Source organism: Streptomyces sp. NBC_00988, assembly GCF_045162645.1.
Taxonomy (GTDB): Bacteria; Actinomycetota; Actinomycetes; order Streptomycetales; family Streptomycetaceae; genus Streptomyces.
Map to the genome: position 1 here is coordinate 460,300 of NZ_CP108730.1, position 14,370 is coordinate 474,669.

Annotated in this window: 17 protein-coding genes and 6 pseudogenes; 9 read left to right on the top strand and 14 right to left on the bottom strand. The window is 66.8% G+C overall.

The annotated features are described in order from the left end of the window. Nucleotides 1–8: 8 nt before the first annotated feature. Both OG496_RS02130 and OG496_RS02135 read right to left on the bottom strand, forming a co-directional pair. The gene (locus tag OG496_RS02130) at nt 9–314 is read right to left on the bottom strand and encodes a helix-turn-helix domain-containing protein (protein ID WP_405969296.1); all 306 of its coding nucleotides are present in this window, start codon (nt 312–314) and stop codon (nt 9–11) included. Between the two features lie 15 nt (nt 315–329). After that, nucleotides 330–749: an NUDIX domain-containing protein gene (locus OG496_RS02135; protein ID WP_405969297.1), complete on the bottom strand. Its 420-nt coding sequence runs from the start codon at nt 747–749 to the stop codon at nt 330–332. Nucleotides 750–917: 168 nt separating this feature from the next. On the opposite strand from OG496_RS02135, the gene OG496_RS02140 reads away from it, so the two are divergent. Then, a complete protein-coding gene (locus OG496_RS02140; protein ID WP_405969298.1) occupies nt 918–1,130 on the top strand; it encodes a hypothetical protein in 213 nt (70 codons plus the stop codon). 56 nt (nt 1,131–1,186) lie between these two features. Here the strand turns inward: OG496_RS02140 and OG496_RS02145 are convergent, their stop codons facing one another. Beyond that, the gene (locus OG496_RS02145; RefSeq protein WP_405969299.1) at nt 1,187–2,119 is read right to left on the bottom strand and encodes an alpha/beta hydrolase family protein; all 933 of its coding nucleotides are present in this window, start codon (nt 2,117–2,119) and stop codon (nt 1,187–1,189) included. Nucleotides 2,120–2,251: 132 nt separating this feature from the next. On the opposite strand from OG496_RS02145, the gene OG496_RS02150 reads away from it, so the two are divergent. Further along, nucleotides 2,252–2,863, top strand: coding sequence for a TetR/AcrR family transcriptional regulator (locus tag OG496_RS02150; RefSeq protein ID WP_405969300.1), 612 nt, complete (start codon nt 2,252–2,254; stop codon nt 2,861–2,863). A gap of 23 nt (nt 2,864–2,886) precedes the next feature. Here the strand turns inward: OG496_RS02150 and OG496_RS02155 are convergent. Next, nucleotides 2,887–2,941, bottom strand: a pseudogene (locus OG496_RS02155) (hypothetical protein); the annotation flags it as partial. A gap of 24 nt (nt 2,942–2,965) precedes the next feature. Then, a pseudogene (locus OG496_RS02160) lies at nt 2,966–3,142 on the bottom strand (Tn3 family transposase); the annotation flags it as partial. A 26-nt stretch (nt 3,143–3,168) separates the two neighbouring features. Here OG496_RS02160 and OG496_RS02165 point away from each other — a divergent pair. Beyond that, a pseudogene (locus tag OG496_RS02165) lies at nt 3,169–3,285 on the top strand (AAA family ATPase); the annotation flags it as partial. A gap of 4 nt (nt 3,286–3,289) precedes the next feature. Here OG496_RS02165 and OG496_RS02170 read toward each other — a convergent pair. The 5 genes and pseudogenes from OG496_RS02170 to OG496_RS02190 all read right to left on the bottom strand — a co-directional run. Next, nucleotides 3,290–3,517 carry a hypothetical protein gene (locus OG496_RS02170; RefSeq protein ID WP_405969301.1) on the bottom strand — a complete coding sequence of 76 codons (228 nt, stop codon included), beginning with the start codon at nt 3,515–3,517 and terminating at the stop codon, nt 3,290–3,292. A 166-nt stretch (nt 3,518–3,683) separates the two neighbouring features. Continuing rightward, a complete protein-coding gene (locus OG496_RS02175; RefSeq protein ID WP_405976545.1) occupies nt 3,684–3,947 on the bottom strand; it encodes a methyltransferase domain-containing protein in 264 nt (87 codons plus the stop codon). 355 nt (nt 3,948–4,302) lie between these two features. Then, nucleotides 4,303–4,578: a hypothetical protein gene (locus tag OG496_RS02180; RefSeq protein ID WP_405976546.1), complete on the bottom strand. Its 276-nt coding sequence runs from the start codon at nt 4,576–4,578 to the stop codon at nt 4,303–4,305. Nucleotides 4,579–4,580: 2 nt separating this feature from the next. Then, the gene (locus OG496_RS02185; protein ID WP_405969302.1) at nt 4,581–5,393 is read right to left on the bottom strand and encodes a phytanoyl-CoA dioxygenase family protein; all 813 of its coding nucleotides are present in this window, start codon (nt 5,391–5,393) and stop codon (nt 4,581–4,583) included. A gap of 235 nt (nt 5,394–5,628) precedes the next feature. Continuing rightward, nucleotides 5,629–6,189 (bottom strand): annotated as a pseudogene (locus OG496_RS02190) (RNA-guided endonuclease TnpB family protein); the annotation flags it as partial. On the opposite strand from OG496_RS02190, the pseudogene OG496_RS02195 reads away from it, so the two are divergent. Next, nucleotides 6,176–7,093, top strand: a pseudogene (locus OG496_RS02195) (IS256 family transposase); the annotation flags it as partial. The pseudogenes OG496_RS02190 and OG496_RS02195 overlap by 14 nt on opposite strands. Nucleotides 7,094–7,103: 10 nt before the next feature. On the opposite strand, the gene OG496_RS02200 reads toward OG496_RS02195, so the two are convergent. Continuing rightward, nucleotides 7,104–7,724, bottom strand: a complete 621-nt coding sequence (locus tag OG496_RS02200) for a TetR/AcrR family transcriptional regulator (RefSeq protein WP_405969303.1) — start codon at nt 7,722–7,724, stop codon at nt 7,104–7,106. A 36-nt stretch (nt 7,725–7,760) separates the two neighbouring features. Between OG496_RS02200 and OG496_RS02205 the strand changes: the two genes are divergently transcribed. From OG496_RS02205 to OG496_RS02215, 3 genes and pseudogenes are all read left to right on the top strand, one after another. Beyond that, complete coding sequence (locus tag OG496_RS02205; protein ID WP_405969304.1) at nt 7,761–8,558, top strand: alpha/beta fold hydrolase; 798 nt, start codon at nt 7,761–7,763, stop codon at nt 8,556–8,558. Between the two features lie 241 nt (nt 8,559–8,799). Beyond that, nucleotides 8,800–9,660, top strand: a complete 861-nt coding sequence (locus tag OG496_RS02210) for an FkbM family methyltransferase (protein ID WP_405969305.1) — start codon at nt 8,800–8,802, stop codon at nt 9,658–9,660. 75 nt (nt 9,661–9,735) lie between these two features. Further along, nucleotides 9,736–10,169, top strand: a pseudogene (locus tag OG496_RS02215) (transposase); the annotation flags it as partial. A gap of 80 nt (nt 10,170–10,249) precedes the next feature. Here the strand turns inward: OG496_RS02215 and OG496_RS02220 are convergent. Beyond that, nucleotides 10,250–10,858: a TetR/AcrR family transcriptional regulator gene (locus OG496_RS02220; protein WP_405969306.1), complete on the bottom strand. Its 609-nt coding sequence runs from the start codon at nt 10,856–10,858 to the stop codon at nt 10,250–10,252. A gap of 57 nt (nt 10,859–10,915) precedes the next feature. Here OG496_RS02220 and OG496_RS02225 point away from each other — a divergent pair, with 57 nt between their 5' ends. After that, nucleotides 10,916–11,815, top strand: a complete 900-nt coding sequence (locus OG496_RS02225; protein ID WP_405969307.1) for an alpha/beta fold hydrolase — start codon at nt 10,916–10,918, stop codon at nt 11,813–11,815. A gap of 378 nt (nt 11,816–12,193) precedes the next feature. Here the strand turns inward: OG496_RS02225 and OG496_RS02230 are convergent, their stop codons facing one another. After that, nucleotides 12,194–12,766 carry an SRPBCC domain-containing protein gene (locus OG496_RS02230; RefSeq protein WP_405969308.1) on the bottom strand — a complete coding sequence of 191 codons (573 nt, stop codon included), beginning with the start codon at nt 12,764–12,766 and terminating at the stop codon, nt 12,194–12,196. 77 nt (nt 12,767–12,843) lie between these two features. After that, nucleotides 12,844–13,527 carry an alpha/beta fold hydrolase gene (locus OG496_RS02235; RefSeq protein ID WP_405969309.1) on the bottom strand — a complete coding sequence of 228 codons (684 nt, stop codon included), beginning with the start codon at nt 13,525–13,527 and terminating at the stop codon, nt 12,844–12,846. A gap of 354 nt (nt 13,528–13,881) precedes the next feature. Between OG496_RS02235 and OG496_RS02240 the strand changes: the two genes are divergently transcribed. Then, the gene (locus OG496_RS02240; protein WP_405969310.1) at nt 13,882–14,271 is read left to right on the top strand and encodes a hypothetical protein; all 390 of its coding nucleotides are present in this window, start codon (nt 13,882–13,884) and stop codon (nt 14,269–14,271) included. Nucleotides 14,272–14,370: the final 99 nt, after the last annotated feature.

Below are 14,370 nucleotides of genomic sequence, written 5' to 3' on the forward strand. Positions count from 1 at the left end.
ATGGGCCATCAGAGCCCTTGCGCGGTGTCGGTGTCGGCTGGATCGGTGACGCCGACGACGTGCGGGGGCAGACACAGTGTCTCCGCGACGTGTCGGCGGGAGCCGATGTCTTCAAGGCTCCGTCTGCCGAGTTCGAGGAGCGAGACGTACGTCTTGTCGTAGCCGAGGAGCCGCCCGAGTTCGGTCTGGTTCATGCCGTGCACGGCACGGTGAAAGCGCAGGATCGCCCCGATACCGCGGGAGGCGAGAACTGCCTCGGCCTGCGGGGTTGCCCAGTGCCACAAGGTGTGTTGAGGGCGTCGTGCCGTCATCATGCCGTCCACCGCCGGTCACATCCGTGCGTACCAGGCGGCGATGGACTGCTTGTATCCGTCCGGCATGGTCAGGCTGGGCACTTCGTCAGCGGTGAACATGCCGAGCTGCTTGTGCTCGTGACTCATCACGGGGGTCTTGTCCGGGGCGAGGACCGTGCAGCCGTAGGTGACGATCACGACTCGTCGGTCCGGCATGGCCACGGGCAGAGGCTGATAGATCCACACGTCCAGCAGAGGACCGGCCTTGACCGCCCAGCCGGTCTCCTCCTGGATCTCCCTCTCCACTGCCAACTCAGGCGTGCCATCGGAGGGTTCGAGTCGCCCGCCGGGCAGCTCCCACTCCTCGCGTTCGTTCTTCAGCAGCAGTACGCGTCGGTGGCTATCAACAGCGACGCCCTTGACGGAGACGGGCCAGGTGGGGGGCGTGTACGCCATCGCTCTCCTCAGATTGCGCGTACGGCCGGGGGTGGTCGGAACGTAGCACGCAGCGCGTGGCCCGAGTTGGGCGTGGGCGAATTGCCCGAATCGACAATCTGTCGCTTTACCCCCGGTCCAGCGGCGCCGAACAGTAGGACCAATCCACCGCAGCCAAGGAGATCCGTGATGCGCCGAGTTCAGCAGCTGTACACCGATGCCTTCGTGCGCAACCGTGTCGACCTGGCTGTGCCGGGAGCCGGGGAGAAGATCGCGGGACGGCTGCGGGACACGGGCCTGGTCACGGTCGACGGTCTTGTTTCGCGTACTGCCGTGCTCGCATGCGCGACTCAAGAACGGAACGGCATCCTCGTCGAACGCCCCGAGGCTCACGCAGCCTGAACAACCTCAACCGACCCACAGGTATTGACAGTTACCCGGCCGGTGCGAGAGGGGGGTCACTTCGAGTCGATCCTTCCCAGCGGGTCGCTGGTCACGGTCATGGTTCGACGGGCGGCAGGCCACGCGTCGTTGTCGAGGCCCAGCGCGGTACGCAGATACGCGAGGGTGGCGTGCTGGATGACCGCGACGCGCTCGGGGCTTTCGTCGGTGGTGCGCGTGTCGTTGGAGCCCTGAATGCCTCCGAGTCCGTGTTCCGAGCCGAACAGGGTCAGCAGATCGGTGGCACCGGAGCTGAGGTGATAGCCGTCGGTGAACCAGTCCGGACCGCGCACCGTCAGCGGGGACCGGTCGTGGTCGCCGGCGACTATGAGGCTCGGCGTCTTCAGTTCGTTGAAATCAGGGCTCATGAACGGGAAGTACTGGGCGGCAAGCGGGCTGAGGTCGGCGCCGCCGGTTCCGGGCAGGCAGAGCAGTACCGCCGCCGTCACGCGCGAGTCGCTCATGCTCTCACCGGGAGTGCCGTCGGCGTCGACGACCCGTGCGCCTGCGAGGGTGCTGGCGGTCTGTGCGCCCCACGAGTGTCCGGCGACCGCGATGCGGTCGTGGTCGATGCGGCCGGCCAGCCCGGGCACGCCGGCTTCGATGGTGTCGAGCTGGTCGAGGACCCTGGTCAGGTCGCCAGTGCGGATGCGCCAGATGAGCGGGGTGCGCGGGTCGTCAGGGAGGAGGCCCAGCGAGTCGAGATGAGTGGGCTGGATGACAACGAAGCCGCGGGCTGCCCAGAAGTCGACCAGCGGTGCGTAGTCGTCCATGGTCAGGGTCATGCCGTGCGAGAAGACAACGACGGGCAGGTTGTGGCCGGTCGTCGGCGCTGTGACCCGTACCTGCAGGTCCTGGCCGCGGTCCGGGGCGGCCAGTGCGACCGGCCTGACAGAGATGACCGGGGTGATGGAGTCGTTGCCGCCGTCGACGGACGTGGTGTCGCTCATGAGGTGAACGCCTTTCCCGGAGGGGCCCGCTGGCCCGTGCTGCGCGGCGTCTGACATCATTGGAATATGGAGCACCGCTCCGCATTACGATACGGAGCACTGCTCCGCTTTGCAAGATGGGAGGTGCTCACGATGTCCACGCCCAACACGCCGCCACCCCCTGCCAGCCGCAAGCGATCCGACGTCCGCCGAAACGAGCAGAGACTGCTGGACGCCGCGGCGGCCGTGTTCGTCCGTGCGGGAGTCGACGCTCCCGTGCGGGAGATCGCCGCCGAATCGGGCCTCGGCATGGGCACCATCTACCGCCACTTCCCCACCCGGGCGGAACTGGTGGTCGCCGTCTTCAGACACCAGGTCGACGCGCTCTCCGCTACCGCGCACACGGCTCCCGCCGCCGATACGCCGTACGACGCCTTGCGGCTGTGGGTTCACCAATTCGCCGATTTCCTGGTCACCAAGCACGGCCTCGCCGAGGCACTGCACTCGGACCAAGCCGGATTCGAGAGCCTGCACAACGAGTTCGTCGAACGCCTGCTGCCTGTGCTCGACCAGCTGCTGAAGGCGTCCGCCGCCGCCGGCTCCACACACCCGGACATCCGCGCCTACGACTTCATGCTCGCCATCGGCAACCTGTGCATCGGAGTCGAAACCTTCCCCGACTACCAGGCCCGCCGCATGATCGACCTGCTCCTCGCCGGCCTGGCACAGACCGCTCCCGCACCCGCAGACAGCGAACCGAAATAGCACCAGCGCTCTCGCCGACGCAGTGGCGCGTCGGAGAGGTAACGCAGCAGCTGCACGGTACGGATCACGCAGCCGACCTCGCGGAAGGCGGCGTGCGTGCGCGTTGACCAGGTCGCAGATCGCCTTGTTCAGCAGCACGATCGAGAAGTGCCGGTTCGCGACGTACGACAGCTCGTGCCCGCTCACGCCGGGAATGTGCCGGGTACCTTCGTAGGGGCCCATGTTGGTGCCCTTGACGAACATGACGATCACGTACCGGCCAAGGGGTCGGTGAGCTTGGGCTCGTTTCCGGAGGGCGGGCCGGCCCCCGGCTCTGCGCGGCCATCGCGGACCGTCTCACCTTCGGCAGCAACATCATCGAAACCGGAACCGATCCCTACCGCCTCGCCCAGACCCGCGTGCAGCAGGGCGCGACCAGCTGACAGCTCAACTCCGCAGACCGCTGATGAGCAGGAACGGCGGCAGCCCGGCCCGCAGCGACTGCTCGGCGATCACCCGCGCGTCGGGAGCCGGCTCCGCGAGCCTGTCGATGACGAACCCGTGCTCAACCAGGCTGGTCACATAGGTGGAGACCATGCGGTGCTGGTTGCCTGCCCGACGGGCGCCGTCGGGGTTGGCCGAGCGCCAGAAGCCCTCCGCAAGGTAGTTCCCCACCACACGGCCGGCGGCTCGTCTGCGCCACCGTTCCACCGCGCATGCAGCGCTTCGAAGCACGGGTGCGGAACGGTGGAGACCAGATGCCCTCCGGGCACCAGGACCCGCCGCACGGCACTGACCGCAGCAGTCAGGTCAGGCACGTTGTTCAAGGACAGCCCAGCGGTCACCCACTCCACACTGCCCGTCGCGACAGTGGCCAGCGAGCCCCGACGTCCACGGAATAGCGAGCGCCACTCGGGGTGGCCTCCTCGGCGGCACGGGCATGGCCGATCATGTGAGGGGACGGGTCGATGCCGACAACGGACCCGCCTCGTATGGCCAGGGCGCGTGTGATGAGCCCTTCCCCACACCCGAGATCCAGGATGCGTTGACCACGAAGGTCAGCAGGAAGCCCGTCGAGGAGAGTGTCGCGGGCGAATTCGTGCATCGCCGGGCCGGTCCGCACCCGCTCGGCATGCCACTCAGCGATCGTGTCCCAGGTCTCCGTCGTCAAGACCTTCACGCTGCTGACCAATCACCCCACGAACCACCGGATTGAAGAAGAGCCACCGAACTGCTCCGGGCGGGGCCGATCCACTCGGTCAGATCATGGTCTGGTGATCGCCGAATGGGGTCACCCCACTCGGTCAACTGAGGCCGCTGCACTCAGGCGAAGCCACTCGGGGCAAGGCACCGACAGCGACCCCTGCGTGACGACCGGTTCCCGTGCTCTTGGCCGGGCCGACAGCTACGGCCAGAGGCCGCCCCATCGGCAACCGGCCGGCCGGGACAGATCCTGGACGTCAGGAGACGCCTGTGTCCGCCAGTTTTTCGAAGAAGAACTCATGCTTGAGGAACGACACGTCGTACTCGTGCCCCGGATACGGAGGAATCAGCTGAGCTGCCTGGAACAGTCGCCAGCCGTCCTCCAAGGCATGGACGCCCGAGGTGTACGGGGGCTTGTCACTGTCACCCGCCGTCGGTGTCGTGAGGCCCGTGCCGTCGTAAAGAGACCAGCCCACCACATCCGCGTCCAGTGCGGAGGTGGCCAGGTAGAGCACCAGGACCTGCTGACGCATGCTCATACAGCCTGCCTCTCGGGACGGTTGGAGACACGGGACACCCAGTGGTCCAGGTCGAAGGAGTCGTCACCCGTGAGCGACCGCCACAGCAGGACGCGGTTGTAGATCTCCAGACGTCCGGTGGCCTGCTCGTACCACGGGAACGTCGTCGACAGCTCCGCGGCGACGCGAGGATCTCCCAGGTCCGACGTGTCCCACAACCGGAGTTGACGCACAGTGGGATTGAAGCGGATCTTGAACATGTACCGGACGGCATCGCTGTCGTTGCGCCGACCTCCGTGCCACAGACCATGGTGCAGAAACACCACGGTGCCTGCGGGACAGACAAGCCGACTCTGCCCTCTCAGGTTCTGGTAGCGACCGGTGTCCGACTCGTTCGTACGCCGCAGATGGCTGCCCGGCACGCTGAGGGTGCCGCCCATGTCGAGCGTCACATCCTGCGGGTAATACATCAGCTGTACATCGAACGCGTCGGTGCGCACGTCGATGATCGCGTCCCCGTGCAGCGGCTGCGCCTGCCCCTCACGGGGCTCCCGGATGTGGACGGCATGGTGGTCGACGCTGGGTTCGGGCCCGACGAGGCTGCGCAACGCCCCTGCCACTTCAGGGATTTCGAGCAGGAGACGGGAGAAGGACCCCTCAGGGTAGGCGTCCGGCACACTGCTGCCGTAGGGAACGCCCGGGACTCCCTCGCGCAGTGTCTCGATCCCCACGACGTTCAGCTCGGGCGGCACCACGGCGTCCAGCCGCAGTGAGCCGCGTGACACGAAGTGCGCCATCTGCACCGAACTCAGGAGCTTGGTGTTGGTCATGCGCTCCAACGTAGGACCAGCGTCGCAGCCGGGGCGTTGGCTCCGCTCACCACTGCTGGTCATTTTTCACCGTGCGTGAAACACAGATCCACCTCGGCGAACCACCCGTCGTGGTGAACATCGGAGTCGGTGTGCACGAAGTCGCCAACCGGACAGATGCCTTCAGGCTCCCTGAGTTGTGGCAACTTCACCTCTACAGATTTGACTTCCTCCCCCTTCTGAAGGAGGGGGATTCCTACGGCTCGCGCCGTAGGGGTTCCTGTTTCAACGCCGACTGCCCGCCGGGAGTGCTCCCTTGAGGTCTGACACCAGCTCCACAGGCCGAGACGGCCAGCCCGGCCGCCTTGATGTTGCGGGCCGCGTTGATGTCGCGGTCATGTACGGCGCCGCAGTCGCACGTCCACTCCCGGACGTTCAGCGGCATCCTCGCCGCGACCGTGCCGCAGGCCCCGCACAGCTTGCTGCTGGGGAACCAGCGGTCGATCACGACGAGTTCCCGCCCGTACCAGGCGCACTTGTACTCCAGCATCGAGCGCAGTTCCGCCCACGACGCGTCCGAGATGGCGCGCGCCAACGTGCCGTTCTTCAGCAGGTTACGGACGGTGAGGTCCTCGATCACGACCGTTTGGTTCTCACGGACGAGACGAGTCGACAGCTTGTGCAGGAAGTCGCGGCGCCGGTCGGCGATCCGCGCATGCACGCGGGCGACCCTGCGGCGGGCCTTCTCCCGGTTCGCGGAGCCCTTGGCCTTGCGGGACAGTTCCCGCTGCGCCTTCGCGAGACGAGTGCTGCCTCTGCTCTATCTGCACGGCCTGTCGTCGGGCGATTTCGTGCCCGCGCTCGAGCAGTTCCTCGGCTCCTCGGCCGGTCTGTCCCCGGCGACGGTGACCCGGCTGACTACCCAATGGCAGGCCGACCACAAGGCGTTCTGCGAACGCGCCCTGTCGGCCACGGACTACGTCTATGTCTGGGCCGACGGCATCCACCTGCGCATACGTCTGGAGGAGGCGAAAGTCGCGGTCCTGGTCGTTATGGGGGTGCGCGCGGACGGCACCAAGGAGCTGATCGCGATGGCGGACGGCTACCGTGAATCGTCCCAGTCCTGGGCGAGCCTGCTGCGGGACTGCCAGCGGCGCGGCATGCACGCTCCCGTCCTCGCTGTTGGCGAAGGCGCACTCGGCTTCTGGAACGCGATCAACGAGGTCTTCCCCGAGACCCGTCATCAAAGGTGCTGGGTTCACAAAACGGCCAACTGCCTCGACAGCCTCCCGAAGTCGGCCCAGCCCGCGGCGAAGAGTGCCATCCAGGACATCTACAACACCGAGGACCGCGAGCACGCGGCCAAGGCCGTCGCCGCGTTCGCCAAGCAGTACAGCGCGAAGTTCCCCAAAGCGGTCAAGAAGATCGTCGATGACGAGGCCGAGCTGCTGGCGTTTTACGACTTCCCGGCCGAACACTGGATCCATCTGCGGACCACGAACCCGATTGAGTCGACCTTCGCGACCGTGCGGCTGCGGACGAAGGTGACCACGGGAGCGGGCAGCCGGGCCGCCGCTCTCGCAATGGTCTTCAAGCTCGTGGAGTCCGCCCAGGCTCGCTGGCGGGCCGTGAACGCGCCCCATCTCGTCGCCCTCGTCCGTGCCGGAGCCCGCTTCGAACGCGGCGAGCTCGTCGAACGTCCCGAAGCCCACGCCGCCTAGCTGTTGCGGGTCAGGACGTTGGTGACGTGGTTTGTCGGCAGATGAGTTGGTGAGCAAGTTGTGCCGTCGCGAGCAGGTCCTCGCGAGCCGTGTCGACGTTGGACCGCACTGACAACCCGTGCCAGACGGATTGGATGAGCCCGGTCAGGACCGCTGCGTTGGTGCCCGCAGCTAGTTCCTCGTCCTGGATCGCTCGTTCGATGCGCACGAGCAGTGCCTGCTCGTTCGAGCTGTGCAGTTCGGCGACATAGGCGCTGGTATCGAGCGTGCTCGTGCTGTCGGTCATCACGGCGCTGCTGATGAGGCATCCGGGATGCGTGTCGCTTGGCTGGGTGAACTCGTGGACCGAGTCAGTGAGGATGCGCTCGATGACCGTCTGGATGTTCTTCTCGGCGACACCCTGCTGGTAGATCTCGCGGTAACGCTCGGCGTAGGTCCGCACCGCTTCCTCGAAGAGTCCGGCCTTGCTGCCGAAGGCGGCGTAGAGGCTGGAGGTGGAGAGCCCGAGGACCGCGGTCAGGGTGCGGGTCGAGGTGCCGGAGTAGCCGCGTCGCCAGAAGAGGCGAGCGGCTTCGAGGACCGCACGGTCGCGGTCGAAGGCTCGGGGGCGTCCACGGTTGTGTTCGGTCACGCTTGCATTGTAGATCGTTCGCTCCATAATAGATTTATGGAGCGAACGATTCAGAAGAAGCTTGCAGTCGACGGGGACAGCTGGGTCACGGTCGATGTGTACGGGGAGCCGGACGCTCCGGGCCTCGTCGTCGTCCCGGGCGTGATGAGCGATGCGCATACGTGGCGCCGTGTTGCGGGCGCCATCGATGCCTGGCCCTCAGTGGTAGTCGTAAACCGTCGGGGACGTGCTTCCTCGGGGCCGTTGACCAACTCTTACTCACTACGGACAGAGGTTGAGGACCTCGGTGTGGTCCTTGACGAGTTCGACAGCACGAGGGCCGTCTTCGGCTGGAGCTACGGCGGCTTGATCACCTTGCTGGCCGCCAACGAACACCCGATTCCCCAGGTGATCGCCTACGAGCCGGTGATACAGCCGTTCGGACACCATGCACTGCCGGACCTGAAGAGCGCCACGGAGTCAGCGGACTGGGATCGCTGCGTCGAGATCGTCAATCGGCAGATCTCCGGCTTCTCCGCTGCGCACGTCGAGGATCTTCGGGCCGATCATTCCGCTTGGGCAATCTTGCGCCGCTTGAGCGGACCGCTATACGCCGAACTCGGCGCGCTCAACGCAGCGCCGCCTCCGGATGTGAGGGCGCGACAGGCAGGTCATGTCGACCTGATCATCGGCCAGTGCAACCGCGGAACAGCCCCCTACGGAACGTCGTTCGAAAACGTGCGGCAGCACATCGCTCACGCCGGAGTCCACGAACTCGCCGGGCAGGGCCATCTGGCCCACATTCAGGCGCCGGCAGAGCTTGGCCACCTGCTCAACAACCTCGCCGCCATCTGATGGGCACCCACGCCAACGCACCGCTCTCCATTGAGGGCCGCAGGCGACTCGCCGAGCGATCCACAGGTCTTGACAATGACTCCATCCACACGTCGCCATCCGTGATCCACGGCCGAGTCCTCACACTCTCCCGATCGGCCGAATCGTCACATCGGTCACCCCCCGGCCAGAACACCTCAGCAAGATCGCGTCACAAGCTCTTGTGAGAATGGGCCCCTGTCGCACCGTATGGATCTGGGACGTGACCGAAGCGGAGGGTGCGGGCTGGATTGTTGGCTCCAACCCTGCTAATCACCTTGTCATGACCATGAGTGCGATGGAACTGCACAGCATCAATCGTTGGGAGGCGTCCTTCCTCCGCGAGGAGGTGGGCGGCTACTTCGCCCACGGCATCGAGTGCACGCCGGGCGCGACGGTACTCGACGTGGGCGCCAACATCGGTGTGTTCTCGGCCGCCGTCTATGAACGGCTGGACGGAGACGTGCGGATCTACGCCTTCGAGCCGATGCCGCCACTCCACGCGACACTCGAACGCAATGCTCGCGAGTTCTTCAACGGACGCCTGACCGCGCTCCCCTACGGCTTGGCGTCCCGCGACGACGAGCTCGACTTCAGCTACATTCCGGCCGCCACGATCTTCTCGTCCTCCTCGCGAAATCAGGGGAACATCGAGGATGAGCGGCGCCGGGTCACCGCCAGCGTTGTCGAAATGATCCGCCAGGGCGGCCTCGGACCGGTCCTGCGCCGCATACCCACCCCCATCCTCACTCTTCTCATCAGCCGCAAGCTGCGAGTGCTGCGGCAGCTTGAGACACACCGAGTGAAGGTCAGGCCCCTGTCATCGGTGCTCGACGAGCAAGGCATCGACCACATCGACCTGCTCAAGGTCGATGTGGAAGGCGCCGAACTTGAGGTACTCAGAGGCATCGAGGAACGGCATTGGCCGCTGGTCCGCCAGGCCGTCGTCGAGGTGGAGCGCTGGCAGCACAACCGCGACACGGTCTGCGAGGTCCTCCTCACACACGGCTTCACAGTCAGCACCGAGCAGGACTCGGTGCAGCGGGCCGGCGACATCGGCATGGTGTTCGCGGTCAGGCCCTGACCACGCGCAGCACCCGGCGCTCAGGGCGGCATCAACGGCTGACACAAAGAGGGTGATCGGTCCTGATGCCCCTGTCTGGGGCGGGAGTTGGACGTTCGGCCCGATGCGGGAACGTCGCCGTGGATCGTGTCGGATGAGCTGTGGGACCGTCTGGAGCCGTTGCTGCCGCGGCGTGATTGCAGGTTTCGGTATCCGGGTCGCAAGGCGTTGCCGGACCGCGGGGTTCTGTGCGGGATCCTGTACGTGCTGCACACCGGGATCCAGCGGGAGTACCCGCCGCAGGAGTTGGGCTTCGGCACGGGTACGACGTGCTGGCGCCGGTTGCGGGACGGGAACGAGGCCGGTGACTGGCAGCGGCTGCACGAGTTCCTGCTGCCGAGTTGAGCGCGGCCTCACGCCTGAACTGGTCTCGCTGCGCGGTCGGCTCTTCCCACGCTCGGGCGTTAAAGAGGGGGCGGCACACGGGACCGTCGCCGGTCGGCCGGGGCCGGCCCAGCTCGAAACATCACTGAACCCGGAGCCCTTTGATCAGACGGGTTCACCAGCGTCGTGTCGCGGCGGCGGCACGGACGCGAACGAGCCTTCCCGCCTACCGCGACTCCGACGGTTCGGCCGGTCGATTCGGCAGAGCCTTGGCATTCTTGGCGGCGACTGCCGCGACGGTTGCCAGGTCTTCGCCCGAGAAGCCGGCGCGGCTCAGCACTGCCAGAGACTTGTTCGTCGCCAGCGTGCACAACGCCAGCTCTGCTGCCTCCTGATCATCGACACCCGCCGCCAGCAAGGCTTGCTCCAGCCTCGCCCGCAAACCGTCGATCATGGCGCGGACCATCGCCTGGCCTTCCGCGTCAAGCGTCGGGAACTGCGTTGCCGACACCGTGAGCAGGCAACCATCCGGGACCGTCGGGTCGGCGATGCGGTTCAGGGCGACCTGCAGGTAGGCGGCCACAACGGCGCTCGGGCTCGGGTGGGGGCCGGACAGTGCCTGCTCGTACAGCGGGTGGTAGGTCTGCGCGTACCGTTGGAGGCTTTTGCGGAAGAGTGCGCTCTTGTCGCCGAAGGTGCCGTAGAGCGAGCCCCGGCCCAGCCCCGTGCCCTCGGTCAGGCGGTCGATCGAGGCCTCCGAATAACCCCAGCGCCAGAAGACGTGCATCGCACGTCGTAGCGCCTCGTCCACGTCGAATTGCTTGCGGCCTGCCATGGTTCGCCAGTCTACACATCTTGTAACGATCGTTCAAAGATGGGTATGGTCGTCGTCATGACAAGCCTGCGTTCGCTGCGACTGCCCGACGGATTCCTCGACGTCTTCACCAGCCGGCTCGTGGAGGTGAACGGACTGCGGCTGCACGCGGTCACCGGCGGGGACGGCCCGGCACTGCTGCTGATCGGTGGATGGCCCCAGACCTGGTACGCCTGGCGGGAGGTGATGCCCGCGCTCGCCCGCCGGCACACCGTCGTCGCCGTCGACTCGCGCGGTGCGGGGCTCTCCGACAAGCCCGACGACGGGTACGACGCCGGCACGCTGGCCGCCGATCTGGTCGCGTTGATGACCGCGCTCGGGCACGACCGGTTCGACGTGGTCGGCCATGACATCGGTACGTGGACCGCGTACGCCCTCGCCGCCGATCACCCCGAGCGGGTGGGCCGGCTCGCCATCCTCGAAGCAGTGATCCCCGGCCTCACGCCGTCCCCGCCGTTCTTCGGCCCGGCCGCGGCCAACCTGAAGCTCTGGCAGTTCGGCTTCAACCGGCTCACCGACCTCAACGAGGACCTGGTCCGGGGACGGGAACGGCTCTTCTTCGGCTGGCAGTTCGCCACCAAGGCCGCCACGCCGACCGCGATCCCCGCGTACGCCGTCGACGTCTACGTCGACGCGATCGCCGCGGATCCTCGCGCACTGCGGGCGAGCTTCGCCTACTACCGGGCGCTGGACGAGACGATCGCCCAGAACGAGCAGCGCAGCAAGACCCGGTTGACGCTGCCGGTGCTCGCCCTCGGCGGCGCGCTGTGGAGCGGCGCGAGTGCCGCCCAGACGATGCAACTGGCGGCCGACGACGTCACGGGGGTCGTCCTCGACGACTGCGGCCATTACCCGGCCGAGGAGCAGCCGGCGCGGTTCGTCGAGATCCTGGAGGACTTCCTCGGGGCCAAACGGTAGCCGGCACGCCACACGGCTGAACTTCGCGAACGACAGGCGGAGCTTCACACACTCCGCTACACCGTCGAGCAGGCCCCCGCCCTCCCCCACCAGCTCAAACGCCTCCCCGTCCGATGGAAACGACGTCTGGCTCCTCCGGTTGAACTGCGCGTTCACCAGGGAGATTTACGTGATGGCCTGCCGGGACTCTGCCCAGCTACACCACTCCGCGGGACGTGATCTCCTCCTGCCGACCACGGTTCGCACTTCACTTCGGCGGCCCAAGGTCTCGTCCCGGCCGTGCCCTTCACGGCACCACTGCCAGAACGCGGAGACCGACGAGTCGGCCGAGACCGCTTAACGGCTTCGCCCCCGGGATGGGCTGATGCGCCCGCCCGGTCAGTTCTCGGGGTCGCGGAGGCCGGCAGGGGCCCACTGGCGTGTTTCCTCGGCCGCCCGCCTCAGGCCGTTGAGGAGCAGTCGGGTGCCGCCTCGGAGGTGGGCGAAGTCCTGCTCGCCGTCCGGGCCGGTCAACACGAGGTAGGTGTACTGCTCGATCCAGTCCAGACGGGTTCCGCCGTCCTGCGCGGCCAGCCGAACGGTCACCAGGGACACCCAGCGGCGCACGTCGTTCACGAATGCCTCGTAGACGTACACGAGGTGCTCCGCCGGCTCCAGGTCGACGAACCGCGAGCGGTATTCGATGCGCTCGTCCATGTCCTCGGACTGGACGCGGTTGCGCGCCCGTTCGCCGCCGCCGACACGGAAGTCCAGCTCGTGTTCGGCGGTACGGGACGGGCCGGGCAGTTTGAACCAGCGAGCGCGCAGCTCGGGCTCGGCGAAGGCCGCGAACACCCGCTCCGGCGGGGCTTCGATGTGCACCCGCAGCTCGAACGAACCGTGCCTGACCGGTGTGTTCTCGTCGGCCGGGGAGGTGTCCGCTGTGCCGTGATCGATGTTGCCCGCACTCATGTCGGCGACCTTAACACGCCCTCCGTGCGGTGCCCGGCAGCCGAACACCGCACGCATGAAAGGAAGTTGACGGAGTGTCAGATCCAACCGTCGAGTGACGCGAGGAAGCCCTCCAGGTCGTCGCGGTGGATGCAGTGGCCGGTGTCCGCCACGTAGCGGACCTCGAAGCCGACCGCCCGCAGCTGCCCGGCGAGGTCGTCCGGTACGAGGTGGTGGTCGCCGGCGCCCTGCACCAGTGAGGGGACGAGGGGCCGCTCGGGCACGTACTGGACGGCGCTGTCCAGCCAGTCCATGGCGCGGATGTCCCAGCGCGCGTACCCGGCGAGTTCTGCCTCGACGTCCTCGGGCAGCCAGCGTGGGAACATCTGCTGGATCATCTCGGCCGTGGTCGCCTTGGTGAACTGCGCGAACTCCTTGATCTCGGCCACCGATTTGTCGGTGAACCGCCACGCCGGGTCGCTGTAGACCACCCGGGAGGGGCCCAGGTCAGCCACCGCCAGGGAGAGTACCGACGCGCCGAAGGAGTGGCCGATCGCGAGATCGGCGCCGGCCGGCAGCGACTGCACCAGGTCGGCGGCGAAGAGCTCGGGCGTGTACTGCTCGGCGTGCGGACTGTCGCCATGACCGCGCAGGTCCGGCATGATCACCCGGTAGCCGCGCTCGGCGAGCCGTGGCGCCACCCGGCTCCAGGTGTCCGCCAGGCCATCGCGACCGGCCTCGACGCCGACGACACCGCGAAACTGCTGTACCGGGGCTGGCACCGCATCGAGCACACGGCCGGCAACCGTCAGGGATTGCACACAGCCACGGCCAGCGGGGAACCGCCCACCAGGCACACCGGGACGGAATGAAAGCATCAACTAGATGATCTCGTCGAGGGGTTCAGTGAACCGTAGGCGGTCAGTGAACACAGGACGGGCTGTCGGTTGTGGTCGTTGTACCGGATCGCGGAGGTCAGCGTGAGGATGCGTTGCATGACGCGGGCGATGACACCTTCGGGTGTGTGCCCTCGGTGCCGTTCGAGGTCAAGCTGCCCTTGAGGGGCTCGTTGATCTCGGACATCCTCGTTCTCGTCTCCGCAGGCTCCCCTTGGACCACACCACCAGGAGGAGCCAGTGTCATCCCCGCAACTGCTCGCCCCCGAGGAGAAGCTCGCCGCCGCGAAGAAGCTGTTGGGCCTCCCGCGAATCGTCGTGATCTGCGGCTCCACCCGCTTCATGACCAAGATGAAAGAGGCCGATCTGCGGGAGACCAAAGCCGGAAGGATTGTCGTCAAACCGGGCTGTGACATGAAGTCGCCGCACGAACTGTGGTCCGATCCTGTCGAGGCCGAGGCGCTGAAGGTTCGACTCGACGATCTGCACCGGGCGAAGATCCGGCTCACTGATGAGGTGCTCGTAGTCGGCGACTACATCGGAGACAGCACCCGAGCCGAAATCGCCTACGCCCGGTCGCTGGGCAGGCCCGTGCGGTTCACACACCCCGAAGTCGACCCCGACGCCTGACCGCCCGCCGCCTGACCGTCTCGCGGTGTCTTCGGCCGCCGCCCACCCCACCACCTCCGCAGGCACCCCTTGGAATTGACCATCTAGACCCGGATTTCG